At 61.9% G+C, this 19,417-nt stretch carries 24 protein-coding genes; 12 read left to right on the top strand and 12 right to left on the bottom strand.

Going from position 1 to position 19,417, the window contains the following annotated elements; translation table 11 throughout:
- Positions 1 to 13 precede the first annotated feature (13 nt).
- The 5 genes from AC6H34_RS25305 to AC6H34_RS25285 form a co-directional block, all read right to left on the bottom strand.
- Positions 14 to 403, bottom strand: coding sequence for a RidA family protein (locus tag AC6H34_RS25305; RefSeq protein WP_448147708.1), 390 nt, complete (start codon positions 401 to 403; stop codon positions 14 to 16).
- A 33-nt stretch (positions 404 to 436) separates the two neighbouring features.
- Entirely contained in the window at positions 437 to 1,201 is a 765-nt protein-coding gene (locus tag AC6H34_RS25300) for an amino acid ABC transporter ATP-binding protein (RefSeq protein ID WP_448147707.1), read from the bottom strand.
- 11 nt (positions 1,202 to 1,212) lie between these two features.
- Positions 1,213 to 1,866, bottom strand: a complete 654-nt coding sequence (locus tag AC6H34_RS25295) for an amino acid ABC transporter permease (RefSeq protein WP_497540623.1) — start codon at positions 1,864 to 1,866, stop codon at positions 1,213 to 1,215.
- Between the two features lie 15 nt (positions 1,867 to 1,881).
- Complete coding sequence (locus AC6H34_RS25290; protein ID WP_497540622.1) at positions 1,882 to 2,541, bottom strand: amino acid ABC transporter permease; 660 nt, start codon at positions 2,539 to 2,541, stop codon at positions 1,882 to 1,884.
- Positions 2,542 to 2,628: 87 nt separating this feature from the next.
- Positions 2,629 to 3,474, bottom strand: coding sequence for a transporter substrate-binding protein (locus AC6H34_RS25285; RefSeq protein ID WP_448147704.1), 846 nt, complete (start codon positions 3,472 to 3,474; stop codon positions 2,629 to 2,631).
- Positions 3,475 to 3,608: 134 nt separating this feature from the next.
- On the opposite strand from AC6H34_RS25285, the gene AC6H34_RS25280 reads away from it, so the two are divergent.
- On the top strand, positions 3,609 to 4,394 hold the full coding sequence (locus AC6H34_RS25280) for an IclR family transcriptional regulator (protein WP_448147703.1): 786 nt from the start codon (positions 3,609 to 3,611) through the stop codon (positions 4,392 to 4,394).
- A gap of 3 nt (positions 4,395 to 4,397) precedes the next feature.
- Here the strand turns inward: AC6H34_RS25280 and AC6H34_RS25275 are convergent, their stop codons facing one another.
- A complete protein-coding gene (locus tag AC6H34_RS25275; RefSeq protein WP_497540621.1) occupies positions 4,398 to 4,880 on the bottom strand; it encodes a GNAT family N-acetyltransferase in 483 nt (160 codons plus the stop codon).
- A 61-nt stretch (positions 4,881 to 4,941) separates the two neighbouring features.
- Positions 4,942 to 5,601: an alpha/beta hydrolase gene (locus AC6H34_RS25270; RefSeq protein WP_448147701.1), complete on the bottom strand. Its 660-nt coding sequence runs from the start codon at positions 5,599 to 5,601 to the stop codon at positions 4,942 to 4,944.
- A gap of 262 nt (positions 5,602 to 5,863) precedes the next feature.
- Here AC6H34_RS25270 and AC6H34_RS25265 point away from each other — a divergent pair, with 262 nt between their 5' ends.
- The 10 genes from AC6H34_RS25265 (at position 5,864) to AC6H34_RS25220 (ending at position 14,309) form a co-directional block, all read left to right on the top strand.
- Entirely contained in the window at positions 5,864 to 7,036 is a 1,173-nt protein-coding gene (locus tag AC6H34_RS25265) for a cysteine desulfurase family protein (protein WP_497540620.1), read from the top strand.
- Positions 7,037 to 7,173: 137 nt separating this feature from the next.
- Positions 7,174 to 8,646: a Fe-S cluster assembly protein SufB gene (gene sufB, locus AC6H34_RS25260; RefSeq protein ID WP_448147699.1), complete on the top strand. Its 1,473-nt coding sequence runs from the start codon at positions 7,174 to 7,176 to the stop codon at positions 8,644 to 8,646.
- Positions 8,647 to 8,708: 62 nt separating this feature from the next.
- Positions 8,709 to 9,455: a Fe-S cluster assembly ATPase SufC gene (gene sufC, locus AC6H34_RS25255; RefSeq protein ID WP_448147698.1), complete on the top strand. Its 747-nt coding sequence runs from the start codon at positions 8,709 to 8,711 to the stop codon at positions 9,453 to 9,455.
- Positions 9,456 to 9,457: 2 nt separating this feature from the next.
- A complete protein-coding gene (sufD, locus tag AC6H34_RS25250; RefSeq protein ID WP_497540619.1) occupies positions 9,458 to 10,780 on the top strand; it encodes a Fe-S cluster assembly protein SufD in 1,323 nt (440 codons plus the stop codon).
- 124 nt (positions 10,781 to 10,904) lie between these two features.
- Complete coding sequence (locus AC6H34_RS25245; RefSeq protein WP_497540618.1) at positions 10,905 to 12,149, top strand: cysteine desulfurase; 1,245 nt, start codon at positions 10,905 to 10,907, stop codon at positions 12,147 to 12,149.
- A gap of 11 nt (positions 12,150 to 12,160) precedes the next feature.
- On the top strand, positions 12,161 to 12,544 hold the full coding sequence (locus AC6H34_RS25240) for an SUF system Fe-S cluster assembly protein (RefSeq protein WP_448147695.1): 384 nt from the start codon (positions 12,161 to 12,163) through the stop codon (positions 12,542 to 12,544).
- Positions 12,545 to 12,686: 142 nt separating this feature from the next.
- Complete coding sequence (locus AC6H34_RS25235) at positions 12,687 to 13,064, top strand: HesB/IscA family protein (protein ID WP_448151288.1); 378 nt, start codon at positions 12,687 to 12,689, stop codon at positions 13,062 to 13,064.
- Between the two features lie 12 nt (positions 13,065 to 13,076).
- Positions 13,077 to 13,430, top strand: coding sequence for a TfoX/Sxy family protein (locus AC6H34_RS25230; RefSeq protein WP_448147694.1), 354 nt, complete (start codon positions 13,077 to 13,079; stop codon positions 13,428 to 13,430).
- An 8-nt stretch (positions 13,431 to 13,438) separates the two neighbouring features.
- Entirely contained in the window at positions 13,439 to 13,708 is a 270-nt protein-coding gene (locus AC6H34_RS25225; RefSeq protein WP_497540617.1) for a DUF1467 family protein, read from the top strand.
- Between the two features lie 79 nt (positions 13,709 to 13,787).
- Positions 13,788 to 14,309: a DsbA family protein gene (locus AC6H34_RS25220; protein ID WP_448147692.1), complete on the top strand. Its 522-nt coding sequence runs from the start codon at positions 13,788 to 13,790 to the stop codon at positions 14,307 to 14,309.
- A 60-nt stretch (positions 14,310 to 14,369) separates the two neighbouring features.
- On the opposite strand, the gene AC6H34_RS25215 is transcribed toward AC6H34_RS25220, so the two are convergent.
- Entirely contained in the window at positions 14,370 to 14,588 is a 219-nt protein-coding gene (locus AC6H34_RS25215) for a DUF2842 domain-containing protein (protein ID WP_448147691.1), read from the bottom strand.
- A 152-nt stretch (positions 14,589 to 14,740) separates the two neighbouring features.
- On the opposite strand from AC6H34_RS25215, the gene AC6H34_RS25210 reads away from it, so the two are divergent.
- Positions 14,741 to 15,823, top strand: coding sequence for a COX15/CtaA family protein (locus tag AC6H34_RS25210; protein ID WP_497540616.1), 1,083 nt, complete (start codon positions 14,741 to 14,743; stop codon positions 15,821 to 15,823).
- A gap of 102 nt (positions 15,824 to 15,925) precedes the next feature.
- On the opposite strand, the gene AC6H34_RS25205 is transcribed toward AC6H34_RS25210, so the two are convergent.
- The 4 genes from AC6H34_RS25205 to AC6H34_RS25190 form a co-directional block, all read right to left on the bottom strand.
- Complete coding sequence (locus tag AC6H34_RS25205) at positions 15,926 to 17,212, bottom strand: O-acetylhomoserine aminocarboxypropyltransferase (RefSeq protein ID WP_448147690.1); 1,287 nt, start codon at positions 17,210 to 17,212, stop codon at positions 15,926 to 15,928.
- A 151-nt stretch (positions 17,213 to 17,363) separates the two neighbouring features.
- Positions 17,364 to 17,885 (bottom strand): CoA-binding protein, encoded by a 522-nt coding sequence (locus AC6H34_RS25200; RefSeq protein ID WP_448147689.1) that lies wholly within the window; start codon positions 17,883 to 17,885, stop codon positions 17,364 to 17,366.
- Positions 17,886 to 17,903: 18 nt separating this feature from the next.
- On the bottom strand, positions 17,904 to 18,497 hold the full coding sequence (locus AC6H34_RS25195) for a hypothetical protein (RefSeq protein WP_497540615.1): 594 nt from the start codon (positions 18,495 to 18,497) through the stop codon (positions 17,904 to 17,906).
- A 5-nt stretch (positions 18,498 to 18,502) separates the two neighbouring features.
- On the bottom strand, positions 18,503 to 19,324 hold the full coding sequence (locus AC6H34_RS25190) for an NAD kinase (protein ID WP_448147687.1): 822 nt from the start codon (positions 19,322 to 19,324) through the stop codon (positions 18,503 to 18,505).
- Between the last annotated feature and the right edge of the window lie 93 nt (positions 19,325 to 19,417).

The raw sequence follows: 19,417 nt of genomic DNA, 5'->3' as shown, positions 1-19,417 counted from the left end.
CCGGACGGCGGCTCTATGCGAGCGGCGCGTAGGCGATCGCCTCGATCTCCACCTTGCAGTCCACCATCATATCGGCCCGCACGCATGATCGGGCGGGCAGGGCGGCGCCAAAGTACTCGGTGTAGATCCGGTTGAAGCTCCAGAAGTCGCGAGTGTCGGCCAGCCAGGCCGTGACCTTGACCACGTGGCTGAGATCAAGTTCCGCCGTGGCAAGGGCCGCCTTCACGTTCTCGATGGTCAGGCGGGTCTGCTCGACGATTCCGCCGTCCACGATCTCGCCGTCCGGCCCCATTGGCACCTGGCCTGACACGAAGACGAAATCGCCGGCACGCACCGCCTTCACGAAAGGCAGGGCCTTGCCGCCAGCGCCGCTGCCGGCCGATCCGAAACGTTCGATACTCATCGCTGTTCTCACTTGTTGTGTAGGGGGAGGCGTTCAGTGGCGGGCGCTGCCGAGAAATTCCGCTAGCCGCTTGCTCTTGGGATTGCCGAAGATCTCGGAAGGCGGACCCTGCTCGGCGATCAATCCCTTCTCCATGAAGACGACGCGGTGAGAAACGTCGCGCGCAAAACGCATTTCGTGTGTGACGAGCAGAAGCGTGGCGCCCTCGGCAGCAAGGGCTTTCACGGTGTTCAGCACTTCCTGCACGAGTTCGGGATCGAGTGCCGAGGTGATCTCGTCGAGCAGCACGAGCTTCGGGTTCATGGCAAGGGCCCGCGCGATGGCGACACGCTGCTGCTGGCCGCCGGAAAGCTGGCTTGGATAGTTGTCCATGCGCTCTCCGAGCCCGACTCGCCGGAGCCAGGTTTCGGCGATCGAGCGAGCTTCGTCCTTCCCGAGCTTCTTCACCTTGCGCAAGCCCAGCATGACGTTTCCGGCGGCGCTCAGATGAGGGAACAGGTTGAAGTTCTGGAAGACCATGCCGGTCATCGACCGCTGGCGCGAAAGTTCCCGGTCGCCCAGACGCCGACGCTTGCCGCCGTCCTGGCGATAGCCGATCGACTCGCCATCGAGCAGTACTTCGCCCGCATCGAATTCCTCCATCAGGTTGACGCAGCGCAGAAGCGTGGTCTTGCCTGAACCGCTCGATCCGATGATCGAGACCACTTCCTTCTCATGCACGTCGAGATCGACGCCCTTGAGCACCTCGACCTTGCCGAAATGCTTGTGAAGCGCCTTGATTTGCAACAGCGGTTGCATGTTCGTCTCCTTCAACGGAATGCGACGCGGCGCTCGACGGCCTTGCCGAGACGTTCGATGGCGAAATTCAGGATGAGATAGATCCCGCCGGCTATCAGATAGAACTCCATCGTCATGGAGTTGCGGGCGATGATCTCCTGTGTCTTGAGCAGGAGTTCACCAACGCCGATGACGGAGAGAAGGGTCGATGCCTTGACGAGTTCCACGCCTGTATTGATCCAGGGCGGCAACATCGAACGCATCGCCTGGGGCAGGAGCACGTAGAGCAGTGTCTGAGGGAATGTAAGGCCGATGGAGCGGCCCGCCTCCGCTTGTCCGCGAGGGATGGCCTGCAGGGCCCCTCGCAGGATTTCTGCCACATGCGACCCGCAGAATAGCGTCAGCGCAATGATGCCGGCAACAAAGGAACCGGTCTTCAAGCCGAGCACCGCCGGCATGTAGAAGGTCGCCAGCACGAGAACGAGCACGGGCGTGCCGCGCATGATGTCGATATAGATGCGACAGAGATAGCGGATGAGCAGCGGCCCGTAGACGAGCGCAAGGCCGACGATGGTGCCCAGCAGCGTGCCGAGGACGATCGCCAGTACGGAGATCTCGATGGTGTTCGCCGCGCCCTGCAGAAGAGGAAAGCGGGCAATCCAGATTTCGTTGAGAACGGACGACATGAATGGCCCTCGCACTCAGAACTTCGGGAACCGGCGCTCCAGGCCGCGTAGCGCAGCGGCCATGAGCAGGCAGGTCGCGATGTAGAGGGCGCTGGCCACCGTCCAGGTTTCGACGATGCGAAAGCTCTCCACGTTGATCTTGCGGGCCTGGTACGTCAGTTCCGGCAGGGATATGGCCGCCGCAATCGACGTATCCTTGAACAGGGAGATGAAGGTGCTGCCGAGAGCAGGCAGGGCATTGCGGATCATGATCGGTGCCACGACGTAGGCGTTGGTCTGAAGGCGAGTGAGGCCGATGGCCCGTGCGGCCTCGACGACACCCTTCGGCACGGAGATGAGGCCGGCCCGGAAGACCTCCGCGAGATAGGCACCCGAATAGACGGTGAGAGCGGCGATGAAGCTGGGAACCTTGTCCAGCCTGATGCCGGCCTGAGGCAATGCGAAGTAGATGATGAGCACGATTACCAGGATCGGCATGTTGCGGATGATGGCGACATAGCCGGCCACCAGCCTGCGGGCGAGCGGCGAGGGGCCGACGCTTGCAAAGCCGCAGACAAGGCCGATCACCGCGCCCAGTGCGACCGACGCGATCGCGAGGCCGATGCCAAGGGCGAGGCCCCAGAGCAGCTTGTCGAAGCTGGCCCAGACCACCGAGAAGTTCAGCGTGTAACCCATTACCCGCGTCCCCAGTCCTTCCAACTGTCACGCGATGGCGTGACGGGGCGGCAGCGGAGAGCCGGAAGCGCTCCGCCGCTCATGCAATCAGCGCATCTCGGTGGGAAAGCCGGGGGCCGGAGCCGGCGGTGTGACGCCGAACCATGTCTCGAAGGACTTCTTGTAGTCGGGGAAATCGACTCCGGTCATTGCTTCACGCAGGGCCGTGTTGACGAATTGCAGCCAGTCGGCATCGCCCTGCTTGACGGCGCAGGAATAGGTCTGGGGATTCCAGGCGTAGCCGGCGTCGACATATTTGTCGGGGTTCTTCTTCATGAACCAGCGCAGGGAGGAAAGGTCTGTCGCCGCGGCGTCCGAGCGGCCGGAATTGAGAGCCTGATACATGAGGTCGAAGCTGTCATACTGGTCGACCTTGGCATCTGGCAGCGCCTGGTGGACCATGTCTTCGGCATAGACATTCTGCAGTACGGCGACCGTGATGCCCGATCCGGCCGCCTTCAACGCGGCGTAGTCGGCATACTTGCCGCCCTTCGGCAGGAGCAGGCCGACACCTTCGCGATAGTAGGGGATCGTGAACGCGACCTGCTGGGCTCGGGGAGCGGTGACCGTCATTGCCTGGCAGGTGATGTCCACCTGGCCGGTCGTGATGTTGGGGATGCGGGCATCGGAGGACTGGGTGACGAATTCCACCTTGCTGGGATCGTTGAACAGACCCTTGGCGAGGATATGGGCGATATCGATGTCGAAACCGACGAGCTCGCCCTTGTCGTCCTGGAAGTGCCAGGGAGGATTGGTGCTGCCGGTGCCGACGATGAGCTTGCCACGTGCAAGCACCTCCTGGAGTTTGCCGTCAGCCTGGGCGCCGCCGATGGCGGACAGGCAGAGTGTCGCCGCGCCAAGGCTGGCGACAAGCACTTTCATGAAGCGGTTCATCTGTTTTCCCTCTGTATGCCTGTTGGCTAGTTGTCTCGTATTTAAGACAATAGTCTTTTATGCAGGACATGGTGACGCTATACGGGCCGACGTTTTTGTGTCAAGAGGGGCTGTTGCGGAACTGGAAGAAGAGAATGGATGAGCGGGTCAGTCAGTCGAAGCCATCTCCTGCCACGCTGACGGACCGTCAGCGTGGCATCGATCGCGTCATCGATGTCCTTGAGGCGCTGCTGCGCTTGCGCCAGCCAACCAAGGTGGGGGATCTCGCCCGCAAGATCGGGGCGCCGCGCTCGACACTTTATGCCATCGTCAATCGCCTGGTGGAAGCCGAGATGCTCGAACCGGTGGGCGAGGACGGCTACATCTATTTCGGCAAGGCCATGCATCTCTACGGGCGCGCCTATGCGGAAGCCAACCCGTTGCATCGGCGCTGTCGTGCGGTGTTGGACCGGCTGGCGGCCGAAACCAGCGCCACGGCGCAGCTCTGCGCCTTGCGTGGGCATAAATATGTCGTGGTGGATTCCAGCGACGGTTCAGGTCTCTTCAGGATCACCACGGATATCGGAGTCGAAGTGCCGCTGCCCTGGACGGCCTCGGGGCGCCTCTTGCTGGATCACATGTCGGCGGGAGAGGTCCGTGCCTTCGTGCCCCCGGATGACTACAAGCTACCGGATGGGCGCCTGCTGGATCCGGAGGAGTTCGTCGCAGGCGTGGCCCAGGCGCGGCGCGAGGGGCGTTGCATGACGACGAGCCTTTCCGATCGCTTCACTTCCTGCCTCGCCGCGCCAATCAGGGACAGGCGCGGGGTTGCTGTTGCGACCATCTGCCTGGTCGTGCCGGCCGATACGGCCGAGAGCCGCAAGAGTGAACTCCTCGATCGCATCGTCGCTTCAGGTCTCGATCTTTCGGATCGCCCCTGAGCCTCAGGCCCCGTCTGCCAGCGTTTCGAGAGCCTCGCCCGTCAACCGGCAGCCGATCCATTCCTTGCGTAGGATGGCGCCGTGCTTCTCGTAGAAGCCGATGGCGGGTTCGTTCCAGTCGAGGACCGACCATTCGAGGCGGCCGAGTTTCTCCGACATGCAGTGCCTGGCGAGATGGCGCAGCAGAGCCTTGCCGATGCCATGGCTGCGGAATTTCTCGCGGACATAGAGATCTTCGAGATAGACGCCATGACGTCCTAGGAAGGTCGAATAGTTGTAGAACCACAGGGCGAAGCCGGCGGTCTCGCCGTCCCATTCGGCGATGTCGCAGAAGACGCGTGGCTGCTCGCCGAACAATGTCGTCGCGATATCCGCTTCCGTGGCGATCACCTCATGCGCCAGCTTCTCATAGACGGCGAGTTGCCGGATGAGGTCGAAAATGGCGGCCGTATCCTTCGGTTCCGCCCGGCGAATGGTTAGCGACATGGCCTCTCCAGCAAAAAGCCCGCCGGCGAGGCGGGCTTGAAACAAAGCTCCGATCCAGGTTTCAGGCAGCATCGATCTCGTTGAGGCCGAGCCGCTTGTCGAGATAGGCTGAGCAGGACGCGATGAGTTCGTCGGTCTTGTTGTCGAAGAAATGGTTGGCGCCCGAGATGACCGACTGCTCGATGACGATGCCCTTCTGCGTCTTCAGCTTGGAGACCAATGTCTCCACATCCTTGAGCGGAGCGACGCGGTCGGCATCGCCATGCACGATCAGGCCCGACGAAGGGCAGGGGGCAAGGAAGGAGAAGTCGAAGCGGTTGGCGGGCGGAGCAACCGAGATGAACCCCTCGATCTCCGGGCGGCGCATCAGGAGCTGCATGCCGATCCATGCTCCGAAGGACACGCCCGCGATCCAGCAGGACTTCGCCTCCGGCGTCACAGCCTGCACCCAATCGAGCGCAGAGGCAGCATCCGACAATTCTCCGGCGCCGTGGTCGAACGCGCCCTGGCTGCGGCCGACACCCCGGAAATTGAAGCGCAGGGCCGAAAAGCCTCGCTGCACGAAGGCGTAGAACAGATCGTACACGATCTTGTTGTTCATCGTCCCGCCAAACTGGGGATGGGGATGCAGGACGATGGCGATGGGCGCTCCGCGCTGCTTGGAGGGCTGGAAGCGTCCTTCGATACGGCCTGCCGGGCCGGTGAACGTAACTTCGGGCATAGATAAAAGTGCCTTTTCGTGTGCCTTGAACCCCGCGCTCCGGCCCTGACGACTGGCCTTGACGGCTGATGCGGGAAGGAGTAGTTCTTTAGAATAATTCTAAAGAGGTCGTCGCCTCGGCGACGCGCTCCGGTCCCAGCGCCGATAAGGACGCAATGCACCCAGCCCGCGTTCGGGTAGCGCTTCTTAGCACAAAGAGCGGGGCGTTTTGCAAGCTTTTCCGTATCGATGGCTGCCGAAAATGACGGATACTTAAAGTTTGATGAGATCGCGCCTCTATCTGGACCATAACGCGACCACGCCGTTGCGGGCAGAAGCCCGTGACGCGATGCTCGCAGCCATGGACCAGTGCGGCGCAGCGTCCTCCATACATGGGGATGGACGCGGCATGCGCAAGCGCCTCGAGGCTGCACGGCAGCAGGTTGCCGCCCTGGTCGGAGTCCAAGGGAAGAACGTGGTGTTCTGCGCTTCGGCGACCGAGGCCAACAATATGGCGCTGACGCTCGGCTGGCAGCGCGACGGCAAGCCGGTCGCACGGCGCATGGCCGTGTCCGCCGTGGAACATGCCAGTGTCCTGAACGGTACGCATGCAAGCGATCCGCCCGTCCTTCTGTCGGTTGGTGCGGAAGGTGCCGTCGACATCGCGCATGTGAAGGCCGTGCTGGCCCGCTGGCGGGCGGAAGGCGCCGCGGGATTGGTATCCGTGATGCTCGCCAACAACGAGACTGGGGTGATCCAGCCTGTGGCCGAAATTGCTGCGCTCGTTCACGAAGCCGGCGGCATCCTTCATTGTGATGCGGCACAGGCGGCAGGCAAGATTCCGTTTTTCCTCAAGGATATAGGTGCGGATCTTCTCACGCTTTCAAGCCATAAGATCGGCGGTCCTCTCGGTGCCGGAGCCCTCGTCCTGGGGAACGATGCCCTGCATCTGCCTCATCCCCTGATCCGGGGCGGTGGCCAGGAAAAGGGCATGCGGGCCGGAACCGAGAATGTGCCGGCGATTGCCGGCTTCGGCGCCGCAGCGGAGGCGGCACAGCATTGCTTCGGCGTTTTTGGCGGTCATGTGCTCGCCCTGCGTTCCGAGCTCGAGCTGCGTTTGCGCGCCAGTTCACCGGATCTGGTGGTCTTCGGAGAGGGGCGCGAGCGTTTGCCCAACACGCTCAACTTCGCCGAGCCGGGGATGCCGGCCGAAACGGCATTGATTGCGCTGGATCTTGAGGGTATTTCCGTTTCGTCAGGATCGGCCTGTTCCTCGGGCAAGGTCAAAGTCAGCCACGTGCTGACGGCCATGGGTGTGACACCGGCACTCGCGAGCTGCGCGCTGCGCGTATCGCTGGGGCGCGAAACCACATTCCAGGAGATCGAGTTTTTCATCGCGGTCTGGACAAGGCTGCGGAAGAACATACATGACAGAAAGCGGGGGCGGGCAGCTTAAACGCTTGTTCGTTCTGTACAATTTGCCGCTCTCGGGCGGCGCCGAAGTGTCTCGTGGCTCGACGTCGCAAGACATCCAAACAGGAGGCTGGAGCAAGCTGATTTTCATCGAAAATTGTTTTGCTCTTGGAGACTAGTATGCCTGCAGTTCAGGAAACCGTCGAACAGGTCCGGGCGATCGACGTCGACCAGTACAAATATGGCTTCGTCACGGACGTCGAGATGGAGCTTGCGCCCAAGGGCTTGTCCGAGGAGATCGTACGCTACATCTCGGCCAAGAAGGGCGAGCCTGTCTGGATGACGGAATGGCGCCTGGAGGCCTATCGCCGCTGGAAGACCATGCAGGAGCCGACCTGGGCGCGCGTCGAGTATCCGAAGATCGACTACCAGGATCTCTATTACTACGCTGCGCCGAAGAAGAATGCGGCGCCGAAATCGCTCGACGAGATCGATCCCGAGATCCTCAAGACCTATGAGAAGCTTGGGATCCCGCTGCGCGAGGTGGAAGCGCTGGAAGGCATCGCTCCCAAGAACCGCATCGCCGTCGATGCGGTGTTCGATTCCGTGTCCGTGGTCACCACCTTCAAGGACGAATTGGCCAAGGCGGGCGTGATCTTCTGCTCGATTTCGGAAGCGCTGCGCGAACATCCAGATCTGGTGAAGAAATATCTCGGCACCGTCGTGCCGGTTACCGACAATTTCTTCGCCACGCTCAACTCGGCCGTCTTCTCCGATGGATCCTTCGTATACGTGCCCCCAGGCGTGCGGTGCCCGATGGAACTGTCGACCTATTTCCGTATCAACGAGGAAAAGACCGGCCAGTTCGAGCGCACCCTGATCATCGCAGACAAGGGCGCCTACGTTTCCTATCTCGAAGGCTGTACGGCCCCGCGACGCGACGAGAACCAGCTTCACGCCGCGGTCGTCGAGTTGATCGCGCTCGAGGACGCCGAGATCAAATACTCGACCGTGCAGAACTGGTATCCAGGCGACTCCGAGGGCCGGGGCGGCATCTACAACTTCGTGACCAAGCGCGGCGATTGCCGCGGCGCACGCTCGAAGATTTCCTGGACGCAGGTCGAAACGGGGTCGGCCATCACCTGGAAGTACCCGTCCTGCATCCTGCGCGGCGAGGGTTCGCAGGGCGAGTTCTACTCGATCGCGGTTTCTAATGGTCGCCAGCAGGTCGACAGCGGCACCAAGATGATCCATCTGGGCAAGAACACCAAGAGCCGTATCATCTCCAAGGGCATCTCGGCCGGCCATTCCAACAACACCTATCGCGGCTTGGTTTCTGCTCACCGCAAGGCTTCCGGCGCGCGCAACTTCACCAATTGCGACTCGCTGCTGATCGGCGAGCACTGCGGGGCACACACCGTTCCCTACATCGAATCGAAGAATTCCTCGGCCGTGTTCGAGCATGAGGCGACCACGTCGAAGATCTCCGACGACCAACTGTTCTACTGCCTCCAGCGCGGCCTTTCCGCCGAGGAGGCGACGGCGCTGATCGTCAACGGTTTCGTCAAGGATGTGCTCCAGCACCTGCCGATGGAATTCGCAGTCGAGGCGCAGAAACTCATCTCCATCAGCCTGGAGGGCAGCGTCGGCTGATCCGGCGCCCTCCCGACAAAATGCAGCGCTGTGAAGCGCGGACCAATTCAGGAACGACATAAATGCTCGAAATCAAGAACCTCCATGCCGAGATCGACGGCAAGCCGATCCTCCAGGGGCTGAGCCTCAGGGTGGCCGACGGCGAGGTTGCGGCCATCATGGGTCCGAACGGCTCCGGCAAGTCGACGCTGTCCTACATCCTGGCCGGCAAGGAGGATTACGAGGTAACTGCGGGCGAAATACTGCTCGATGGCGAGAATATCCTGGACGTGCCCGTGGAGGAGCGTGCCGCCCGTGGCGTGTTCCTCGCCTTCCAGTACCCGCTCGAGATTCCCGGTGTCGCCACCATGACCTTCCTCAAGGCTGCGCTGAATGCACAGCGCAAGGCGCGCGGGGAGAGTGAATTCTCGACGCCCGAGTTCATCAAGCGCGTGAACAAAGCTGCTGATGAGCTTAAGATTTCTAAGGAAATGTTGCGGCGTGCTTTCAATGTGGGCTTCTCCGGCGGTGAAAAGAAGCGCATGGAAATTCTGCAGATGGCGCTGCTGCAGCCGAGTCTCGCCGTTCTCGACGAAACCGATTCCGGTCTCGATATCGACGCCCTGCGCATCGTTGCCGACGGGGTGAACGCCCTTCGTTCGCCCAAGCGTTCCTTCATCGTCATCACTCACTATCAGCGCCTGCTCAACCATATCGTGCCGGACAGCGTGCACGTGCTCTCGAAGGGCCGCATCGTAAAGTCGGGCGGCAAGGAGTTGGCGCTTGAACTCGAGGCCAATGGCTATCGCGATTACGAGGAAGCTGCGTAACCATGGCGAATATCATCACAGTCAAGACCACCGCCGAGACGGCGCTGGACGAGGCTTTCGACGGCCTGCGCAACGCGCTGCCCGGTGAGGGGGCCGTGCACGATCTGCGCGAGGACGCGATCGCCAAGTTCCGCCGGAGCGGCTTGCCGCACCGGCGTGTCGAGGAATTCAAATACACCGACCTGCGTGCGCTGATGCGCGATGCAAATCCCGTTTCGACCGGACCGAAGGGCTCGCCGTCTTCGGCCGGCAAGGCAGAGGATTTCCTGGAAGGCATCGATCACGTCCGCCTCGTCATCGTGGATGGGGCCTATTCACGTGCGCTTTCGAATATGGAGAGCCTGCCGAAGGGCGTGCACGTGATCTCCTTGGCCGAAGCTCTCGCTTCGGGCGATGCCGAATTGGTTGCCGAACTAGGCGCCGGCGTGCCCGACAACGTCGTGCTGGACCTCAACACGGCCTTCATGAGCGATGGCGTCGTCGTGATGGTCGACCCCGGCGTCGAACTGGAGAAGCCACTGGCGATCGAGACGCGTCATAGTGCCGAAACCGCGCAGGCGACCTTCACGCGTTCACTTCTGGTGCTGGGTGCCCATGCCAAGGTGACGCTGATCGACAGCTATGAAGGGCCGGAGAGTGTCGCTCACCAGACCAACGCCGCGCTGATCGTCAAGATCGGCGAGGGAGCGCAACTTCGTCGCCTCAGCTTCCAGGCCCAAGGCCTTGAAGCGCAACATCTTTCCTCACTGCTTGCCAAGCTCGGCAGGGATGCGCAATTCCAGAGTTTCGCTCTCGAAGCAGGTGCCGCCGTTTCGCGCAACCAGCTCTTTGTTGCCTTTGAGGGGGATAATGCAAAGGCGTTGCTGGGCGGCGCCACGCTCCTGGCTGGATCCCGTCACGGAGACACCACGTTGGTGGTCGATCATCAGGCTCTGGGAGGCGAGAGCCGCGAATTGTTCAACGCAGTCATCGACGGCGAGGCCCGTTCGGTGTTCCAGGGCAAGATCGTCGTCCGCCACGGCGCTCAGAAGACCGATGGGCGCATGATGAGCCGCTCGCTTCTGCTCTCCGAGACGGCGGAGGCCAACGCCAAGCCGGAACTCGAGATCTTCGCCGATGATGTGCAGTGTGCCCACGGGGCTACATGCGGCGCGTTGGACGAGGACCTGCTTTTCTACTGCAAGGCCCGCGGGATTCCGCAGGCCGAGGCCGAGGCAATCCTGGTTCAGGCTTTCGTCGGAGAAGCGATCGAGACGGTCGAGAATGAGGCCTTGCGTGAACGCCTCAACGCCCTGACGGAGCGTTGGCTGGACCGGCGCGTATGAAGAGAAAGCGGCAGGATCCTTGCCTGCCGCTGCCTCAATGCGTTGAACAGGGCCAGCGTCGCCAGCAATGGCGGCGGCGCCATCATGTTCTGGGTATGGCAGAGCCCGTGGAAGGAATTGAACCGTGAACAAGCCCGTTGCCGACGTCCCCTACGATCTCGCCAAGGTGCGCGCCGATTTCCCGGCATTGTCCCTGCAGGTCTACGGCAAGCCGCTCGTCTATCTCGACAACGGAGCGTCGGCGCAGAAGCCACAGGCTGTGCTCGACCGCATGATGCATGCCTATACGCATGAATATGCCAATGTTCATAGAGGCTTGCACTATCTTGCCAATGCTGCGACCGAAGCCTACGAGGCCGGTCGCGAGAGCGTGCGAAAGTTCCTCAACGCGCCGTCCACCGACCAGATCATCTTTTCCCGCTCGGCCACGGAGTCGCTCAATCTCGTGGCGGCTTCGATGGGGCGGCTGCTGAAGATCGGCGAAGGTGACGAGATCGTGCTTTCGATCATGGAGCATCATTCCAACGTGGTGCCCTGGCATTTTCACCGCGAGCGTTCGGGTGCGGTGCTGAAATGGGCGCCGATTCGCGACGATGGTTCCTTCGATCTCGAAGCCTTCGAGAAGTTGCTGACGCCGCGCACCAAGATCGTCGCCATCACCCACATGTCCAATGTGCTGGGTACGGTCACGCCGCTCAAGGAGATCGTGGCCATTGCCCATGCCCGTGGCATTCCCGTGCTCGCGGACGGTAGCCAGGGGGCGGTGCATCTCGATGTCGACGTCCAGGATCTCGATGTCGACTTCTACGTTTTCACGGGCCACAAGGTCTACGGGCCGACGGGCATCGGCGTTCTCTACGGCAAGAAGGAGTGGCTGGTCGAGATGCCACCCTTCAATGGCGGCGGCGAGATGATCGGCGAGGTGACCGAGGATCATATCACCTATGCCTCGCCTCCCCACCGCTTCGAGGCGGGGACGCCGCCCATCGTCCAGGCCATCGGGCTGGGAGCCGCCGTCGAGTACATGATGGCCCTCGGGCGGGCGAACATCCGTGCCCATGAGGAGAAGCTCCTGCACTATGCCCAGGAACGTCTCTCCAAGCTCAATTCCATCCGTATCTTCGGCACGGCGCCGGGCAAGGGCGGCATCGTGTCCTTCGAGTTGAAGAATGCCCACGCGCATGATGTCGCGACAGTGCTCGACCGGTATGGTATTGCAGTGCGAGCCGGGACGCATTGTGCTCAGCCGCTTTTGGCGCGATATGGCGTAACATCGACATGCCGCGCATCCTTCGGGCTTTATAATACGCCCGACGAGGTGGATGCCCTGGCAGAGGCGCTGATCAAGGCGCAGACATTTTTTGCATGACGGAGGCATTGATGGCCGACGGAAACCTGGCCGATACGCGGCCCAATGAACCGGCGGTCGCCAAGGCGAGTGCCTTGCCGCCCGAGGAGATCGATCGGCTCACCGATGGTATCGTTGCTGCTCTCAAGACGGTCTTCGATCCGGAAATTCCGGCTGATATCTACGAACTGGGCCTGATTTATCGCGTCGAGATCAGCGATGAGCGCAAGGTCACCATCGACATGACGCTGACCGCGCCGGGTTGTCCGGTCGCGGGCGAGATGCCGGGCTGGGTGGAGAACGCCGTCTCCTCCGTGCCGGGTGTGTCGGAAGTGCAGGTCAACATGGTCTTCGATCCGCCGTGGGACCAATCCCGCATGTCGGACGAAGCCCGTGTGGCGCTCGATATGTGGTGAGGCAAGCCGCTATCGGGCAGGCTGGTCTCAAGACCGGTGCAGCAAACCCTCGCATTTGTGAGGATTCGCACTTATGTTTGTATGGTGTTTTCCGAGCGTGGGGCCTTGAACCCGGCGTTGTTGGAGTGATCCCGTGAGCAAGATTCGTCCCCAGTTCAAGGTCGTGACGCTGACCGACGCGGCCGCCGAGAAGATCAAGGCCATCATGGCCAATGCCGACCGGCCCTTCGAAGGCGTGCGCGTAGGCGTTAAGAACGGCGGCTGCGCCGGCATGTCCTACACGATGGAATATGCCGAGGCCGTCAACCCGCTCGACGAGGTCGTGGAGGACAAGGGCGTCAAGGTCCTGATCGATCCAAAGGCGGTCCTGTTCCTGCTCGGCACGCAGATGGACTACGTGACCGACAAGCTTGCGGCACAGTTCGTCTTCAACAATCCCAACCAGACTTCGGCTTGTGGTTGCGGCGAGTCCGTCGCGATTACGCCTGCTTCGCGGGAATCGCTGGAAGCAACGGCCTGAGGCAGGCGGCGGATGGATCACGAACATCTTCGCGATCTTTTCGCCGGATTGCCCCATCTGTCGATTCGCCGCATGTTCGGTGGTGTGGGCCTCTATTCCGAAGGCATCGTCTTTGCCCTCGGAGCCTTCGACGAAATATGGATCAAAGCCGATGCTGAGACGATGCCGCTTTTCGAGGCGGCGGGATCGCGACGCTTTACGTATCAGAACCAGGATCGCAAGATTCAGCTGCCCTATTGGAGCCTGCCCGACTCAGCGATAGACGATCCCGAAGAGGCGTTGAGATGGGCTAAGCTCGGCGTCGCCGCCTCCTTGCGGGCGCCTAAATCGGCGCCTAAGAAACGCAGATCGAAACCGCAGGCTTGATCCCTCCCATGTCACCCGTGCTTTGCATCGCGCTTTATTTCGTCATCTGGTGGATGATCTTGTTTGCCGTGCTGCCGCTCGGGGTGAGGAGCCAGTTCGAGACCGGCGAGGTGGTGCCCGGTAGCGAAGGCGCCGCACCGCAACAGCCGATGCTCCTGAAGAAGGTGGCCATCACCACGGTGATCGCCACTATCGTCTTCGCCATCGTCTATCTGGTGGTCACCAGGCATCTGATGCCACATCAGATCTTTGATCTCACGCCGAATCTCAATCAGTAATAGGGGGAGCGGATATCCTGTCCGCATCCGCAACCTGACATGCGCTCCACCACTGGAGATCGCCGGGAGTCTGCCGCCCATGGCCGCGTTGACGCGTGACATCGAACCACAAGATCATGTGAAGGGAAGCGCCGATGCTCCCGTTACGCTGGTCGAATACGGCGATTTTGAATGCCCCTATTGCGGGGAGACGGTCGGGGTCATCGATAGTGTTCAGTTGCTGATGGGAGAGCGGCTGCGTTACGTCTTCCGTCACTTTCCGCTCATCGAACCCCATCCTCATGCGCTTCACGCCGCCGGGATCGCCGAGGCGGCGAGCGAGATCGGCCGTTTCTGGGAGGCGCATCGCATTCTGTACGACAATCAGTACGCCCTGGACGATCGGTCCCTGCGCAATTACGGGCGCCGGCTGGGCTTGAGCGCTGAAGCGATCGATGCGGCGCTGTCCGGACACTATGCCGGTCGGATCGATGTCGATTTTCGCAGCGGGATCGAAAGCGGGGTGAACGCGACCCCGACGCTCTTCATCAATGGCCGTCGCTATGACGGCCGCCGCGATGTGAGAGGGGTCCACGCGGCATTGCTTGCCGCGGCCGGGTAAAGCCGCGAGGGCGGCCATTTCGCGCCGGCCCGTGTTTGGAAAAACCTGTCCCCCAGTCCGCTACTTCTTCTTCTCCATCCATTTGATGATCGCCATGGCCGGAAAGATCCAGGCGATGCCGAGGATGGCATACAGCGGCAGTTGCAGCCACGGCGGAGCTTCGGTGATGCGGCCCTGCGCGAAAGCGGTGGCGACCAGGGCATACACCACGACGAGGATCAGCATGGCGATCACGCCGACTAGCTTGCGCAGGGAAGGGGCCTTGTAGTCCTGGGCCATGCGTTGGGGCTCCGTCGCGGCCGAACTGCGACGCGAGCGCGCGTTGCCGATGGCCGATGTCTTCTATATCTGTGCGCCTTCTAACGCATCGCGTAGAAAAGTGCAGGTCATTCCGGCGGCGCGGTGCGGGTTATTTGCGAAGGGCGAACAGCGTGACGGCAATCGCGGGCAGCGGCATGAGGGCCGGCAGCACCGGTAATCACTATGGCATCATCCGGGCGTGGCTGATCCTGGTCGCGGTGATGGTGGTCGGCATGGTGGTGCTGGGCGGGGCCACGCGGCTGACGGGTTCGGGCCTCTCGATCACGGAGTGGAAGCCGATCCGAGGCACCATCCCACCGCTGTCGGATGCGGACTGGGCGGCCGAGTTCGAGCGATACAAGCAGATTCCGCAATATGTGAAGCTGAACCTCGGCATGTCGCTCGACGAGTTCAAGTTCATCTATTGGTGGGAATGGACCCATCGGCTGGTGGGTCGCCTGATCGGCTTCGTCTTCTTCCTGCCCATGCTGGCGTTCTGGCTGAAGGGGTGGCTTTCTCGCGAACTCGCCTGGAAGCTCGTCGGGCTGTTGCTCCTGGGAGGAAGCCAGGGTGCGCTCGGCTGGTGGATGGTGGCTTCGGGGCTGGTGGATCGCACCGAAGTTTCCGAATATCGCCTGGCCATGCACCTGACGCTCGCCTGCATAATCTTCATGGCAATCGTCTGGGTCGCTTCGTCGCTGACTCGGAGGCCTGATACCGGCTCCCTGCCTCGTCTCGCAAAGGGGATCGCGGCTGTGCTGGTGCCGCTCGTCCTCCTGCAGATCTTCATGGGCGGCCTGGTGGCGGGGTTGCGCGCCGGGCTCGCCTATAACACCTGGCCGCTGATGGACGGACATCTCATTCCGTCTGCCGGCAATCTCTATGTCATGGCGCCAGCCTGGGTGAATCATTTCGAGAATACCCTGACGGTGCAGTTCCAGCATCGGATGGTGGCCTACGCCATTGTGATGCTTGCCTTGCTGCAGGGCTTCCTGGCCATGCGCGGCGGCAGCGGTGAAGCACGCAGCCGCGCGGTGTTGATCGCCCTCGTTGCGCTGGCCCAAGCCGGCATCGGCATCATGACGCTGGTGCTGGTGGTGCCGTTATGGTCGGCCATCCTTCACCAGCTTGGCGGCGTCACCCTGCTCGCAGCCGTGACCGTGCATGCGCAGAGGCTGACTGCCGTACCCGGCCGAGCCGTCCTGGCAAGATAGAACTGCGGCTTTCCTGTCATCACCCCGGAGCGCGGGAAATGACAGGAAGCAGGACCCTTCATGATCCTGCGCCAGTCGTTCGCAACGACGTCTTCCGGTGCCTCAGACGCCGGCAAGAGCCTGGTCGAGATCGGCAATGATGTCCTGCACATCTTCGATGCCGACGGAAATGCGTACGACATCCGGACCCGCGCCGGCGGCACTCTTCTGGGCATCCGACAATTGCCGGTGCGTGGTTGAAGCCGGATGGATGATCAGCGAGCGCGTATCGCCCACATTGGCGAGATGCGAGAACAGCTTCACATTGGAAACCAGCTTCACGCCGGCTTCGTTGCCCCCCTTGAGGCCGAAGGTGAACACTGCGCCCGCGCCCTTGGGGCAATATTTGCGGGCCAACGCGTTGTAACGGTCGGTATCCAGGCCGGGATAGGAGACCCAGGATATCGCCGGGTGCTCGGCGAGATAGCCTGCGACTTGCAGCGCGTTGTCGGAATGCCTCTGCATGCGCAGCGGGAGGGTCTCAATGCCGGTCAGGATCAGGAAGGCGTTGAAGGGCGACAAGGCGGGACCGAGGTCGCGCAGCCCGAGGACGCGCAGGGCGATGGCGAAGGCGAAGTTCCCGAAGGTCTCCCCTATGACGATGCCACCATATTCGGGCCGGGGCGAGGAAAGGAAAGGGTAGCGGCCGGAAGACAACCAGTCGAATTTGCCCCCGTCTACGATGACACCGCCGATTGAATTGCCGTGGCCTCCGAGGAATTTCGTCGCCGAGTGCACCACGATGTCGGCGCCGAACTCGATCGGGCGGCACAGATAGGGCGAGGCCAGTGTGTTGTCCACGATCAGCGGAATACCCGCCTTCTTGGCGACGGCCGCGATCGCTGCGATATCGGTGACGATACCGCCAGGATTGGCGATGGACTCGATGAAGATCGCCTTGGTCTTAGGGGTAATGGCAGCTGCGAAACTCGAGGGATCGTTGGCATCGGCCCAGCGCACGTTCCAGTCGAAGGAACGGAACGAGTGGTTGAACTGGTTGATCGAGCCGCCATAGAGCTTGTTCGAAGCGATGAACTCGTCGCCAGGCTGCAGCAGAGCGTGGAAGACCAGCAACTGCGCCGCATGGCCCGAGGCCACGGCGAGGGCCGCAGTACCGCCCTCGAGCGCCGCCACGCGCTCCTCCAGCACGGCGTTGGTGGGATTGCCGATGCGCGAGTAGATGTTGCCGAATGCCTGCAGCCCGAACAGCGAGGCCGCATGGTCAACGTCGTCGAACACGAAAGATGTCGTCTGGTAGATCGGGGTGGCGCGTGCGCCGGTCGTCGGATCGGGCTGAGCGCCCGCATGAATCGCAAGCGTCGAAAAGCCCGGTTGCTGCTCGGCCGACATCATTTCCTCCTGGGATTGTGTTTTCGGGATGTATTCGTCTGATTAAACGGCGCGCCGTCAAGGGATTCCGAGGGCAGCACGGGCATCCTGTCCGTTTTCCCTCGTCATGGACATGGCGCTGCGAGAACGGACAGGTTGCCCGCGCCCGGGCCTACTCGCGCAAGCCGAGGCGCTGGAAACCGCGCGTGTCCCGTGTAGCGCGCTTGGATGAAAGCGCGCGTGAATTCACCCCCGCCCAGCCGATCTCGCCCGAAAGGCGGCCATATTCGATCTTGGGGCAACGGTTCATCACGACCTTGAGGCCCGCGGCCTCGGCTTTCGCGGCGGCGGCATCGTTGCGCACCGTAAGCTGCATCCAGATGACCTTGGGCGGCACGGGAAGAGCGAGCGCTTCGTCGACCACCGCGGCAGCAGCTTCCGAGTTCCGGAAGATGTCGACCATGTCGACCGGATGCGGCAGTTCCGCAAGGCTCCCATAGACGGGCAAATCGAGGATCGTCTTGCCTGCGAGGCCAGGATTGACGGGATACATCTCGTAGCCGCGCAGCTTGAGATATTTCAGGACGAAATAGCTTGGCCTGACTTCGTTCGCCGATGCGCCGACCATGGCGATGCTCCGCACGCTGCGCAGGATATCGTTGATGTAATCGTCCGAGTAGGAATCGTGGTTCATGCGCAGTCCATCGGTCAATCAGTTGGATTCGGCTATCGGCCTCAGCTTGTCGAGATAGGGCCTGACCGCTTCCGTATTGCCCGGGAGCGGCGTGGAGTCCTGCAGCGAGGCATACTGGTCCTCGATCTGCTGCAAGGCTTCCTTCTTCTTCTCGGGCGTCAGGCTGGCGTCGGCTTCGACGTCCGCCTTCGCCTTGGCCTTTTCGGCATCGAGATCCACTTGCGAGCCGTTGGGCGTGCCCTGATCGCCGCCACTGTCGGGAACGTCCGCCTGATAAGCGAGCATCACCGAATTGGTGACGATCTCGAACTCGTCGAAGTCCTTGAAATGATATTTGGCGAGTAGGGCCGCGGTACGAGCCTTGGCATCGGCGACGTCGTCGAAGGCAGGCAGGGATGCGACGGGATCGTCGCCGGGGGTCTCGGAGCGGTCGCCGTATTTCTTGACGAACTCGGCCGCCAGTGTCGCGAGTTCGCCGTGGGCGGCGATGAAATTCTCGATGATGGGGCCTGAAAGCTTGATCTGATCATCCTGCGCCCAGGCGGGAACTGCATGTCCCGCTACCGGAAGAATCAGGCCGGAGGCCAGACAGAGGACGCGGAGGAGGCGCATGGCGGCTACCAGTCGAATTGTTCGCGCAGGATGCGCTCGTCGAGCGAATGCCCGGGGTCATGCAGCATGACGAGATCCTGCGACGAATCCATGGCTATCTCGACCCTGTGCACGTCCTTCACCTCGAAATTATCGGCAACGGCGTTCACCGGACGCTTGGCCGGTTCCAGCACTTCGATCGTGACATGGGCGCGCTGCGGCAGGATGGCGCCGCGCCAGCGTCTCGGCCGGAAGGCGGAGATCGGCGTGAGCGCCAGGAGCGGAGCGTCCAGCGGCAGGATGGGGCCGTTGGCCGAGAGGTTGTAGGCCGTCGACCCGGCGGGGGTGGACAGGATCAGGCCATCGCAGATCAGGGTCTCCAGCCGGACGTGCCCATCGATCGAGATGCGAAGCTTGGCGGCCTGGAAGTTGGCGCGCAGCAGCGAAACCTCGTTGATCGCGTAGGACCTGGTGCAATGGCCATGGACATCGGTGGTGTTCATGGAGAGGGGGTGCACCACGCTCTTGCGTGCCTTTGAAAGGCGCGCATGCAGGTCGTTTTCGCGGAACTCGTTCATCAGGAATCCCACGGATCCCCGATTCATACCGTAGATCGGCACCTTGCGGCCCCGCTGCCTGTGCAAGGTCTGCAGCATCAGGCCGTCGCCGCCGAGAGCCACGATGACGTCGGCCTCATCCGCCGGCACGTTGCCATAGCGGGTGGTCAGCGCCTTCAATGCCCTGCGGGCGGATGGCGCGGTACTCGAGACAAAGGCGATCTTGTCAAAGTGATGTTTGCTGGTCACGGGCGCCAACGAGGGGCTTTGTGTTGAGACATCAAAGGGCATCGCGCGGCTTCCTCACCTGGATGGGGAATATCGCAAGGCCCCCTGCCACGAATCTAGCTTGAAAGAGCGTCGCCTGCCAATGGCCCGAGACGC

This window comes from Labrys sp. ALF-8 (genome assembly GCF_059699065.1).
The sequence above is the reverse complement of the archived record's forward strand: the minus strand, read 5'-3'. Positions and strand labels throughout refer to the sequence as shown.

Bases quoted from the DNA above. Each gene is read 5' to 3' on its own strand.
- AC6H34_RS25290 (WP_497540622.1), bottom strand. From the start codon at position 2,541: ATGGGTTACACGCTGAACTTCTCGGTGGTCTGGGCCAGCTTCGACAAG.
- AC6H34_RS25205 (WP_448147690.1), bottom strand. From the start codon at position 17,212: ATGTCGGCCGAGCAGCAACCGGGCTTTTCGACGCTTGCGATTCATGCG.
- AC6H34_RS25275 (WP_497540621.1), bottom strand. From the start codon at position 4,880: ATGTCGCTAACCATTCGCCGGGCGGAACCGAAGGATACGGCCGCCATT.
- AC6H34_RS25305 (WP_448147708.1), bottom strand. From the start codon at position 403: ATGAGTATCGAACGTTTCGGATCGGCCGGCAGCGGCGCTGGCGGCAAG.
- AC6H34_RS25215 (WP_448147691.1), bottom strand. From the start codon at position 14,588: ATGGCCCAGGACTACAAGGCCCCTTCCCTGCGCAAGCTAGTCGGCGTG.
- AC6H34_RS25225 (WP_497540617.1), top strand. From the start codon at position 13,439: ATGTCACCCGTGCTTTGCATCGCGCTTTATTTCGTCATCTGGTGGATG.
- AC6H34_RS25285 (WP_448147704.1), bottom strand. From the start codon at position 3,474: ATGAACCGCTTCATGAAAGTGCTTGTCGCCAGCCTTGGCGCGGCGACA.
- AC6H34_RS25300 (WP_448147707.1), bottom strand. From the start codon at position 1,201: ATGCAACCGCTGTTGCAAATCAAGGCGCTTCACAAGCATTTCGGCAAG.
- AC6H34_RS25240 (WP_448147695.1), top strand. From the start codon at position 12,161: ATGGCCGACGGAAACCTGGCCGATACGCGGCCCAATGAACCGGCGGTC.
- AC6H34_RS25280 (WP_448147703.1), top strand. From the start codon at position 3,609: ATGGATGAGCGGGTCAGTCAGTCGAAGCCATCTCCTGCCACGCTGACG.
- sufD (WP_497540619.1), top strand. From the start codon at position 9,458: ATGGCGAATATCATCACAGTCAAGACCACCGCCGAGACGGCGCTGGAC.
- AC6H34_RS25190 (WP_448147687.1), bottom strand. From the start codon at position 19,324: ATGCCCTTTGATGTCTCAACACAAAGCCCCTCGTTGGCGCCCGTGACC.
- AC6H34_RS25220 (WP_448147692.1), top strand. From the start codon at position 13,788: ATGGCCGCGTTGACGCGTGACATCGAACCACAAGATCATGTGAAGGGA.
- AC6H34_RS25270 (WP_448147701.1), bottom strand. From the start codon at position 5,601: ATGCCCGAAGTTACGTTCACCGGCCCGGCAGGCCGTATCGAAGGACGC.
- AC6H34_RS25265 (WP_497540620.1), top strand. From the start codon at position 5,864: ATGAGATCGCGCCTCTATCTGGACCATAACGCGACCACGCCGTTGCGG.
- AC6H34_RS25295 (WP_497540623.1), bottom strand. From the start codon at position 1,866: ATGTCGTCCGTTCTCAACGAAATCTGGATTGCCCGCTTTCCTCTTCTG.
- sufB (WP_448147699.1), top strand. From the start codon at position 7,174: ATGCCTGCAGTTCAGGAAACCGTCGAACAGGTCCGGGCGATCGACGTC.
- sufC (WP_448147698.1), top strand. From the start codon at position 8,709: ATGCTCGAAATCAAGAACCTCCATGCCGAGATCGACGGCAAGCCGATC.
- AC6H34_RS25230 (WP_448147694.1), top strand. From the start codon at position 13,077: ATGGATCACGAACATCTTCGCGATCTTTTCGCCGGATTGCCCCATCTG.
- AC6H34_RS25195 (WP_497540615.1), bottom strand. From the start codon at position 18,497: ATGCGCCTCCTCCGCGTCCTCTGTCTGGCCTCCGGCCTGATTCTTCCG.
- AC6H34_RS25200 (WP_448147689.1), bottom strand. From the start codon at position 17,885: ATGAACCACGATTCCTACTCGGACGATTACATCAACGATATCCTGCGC.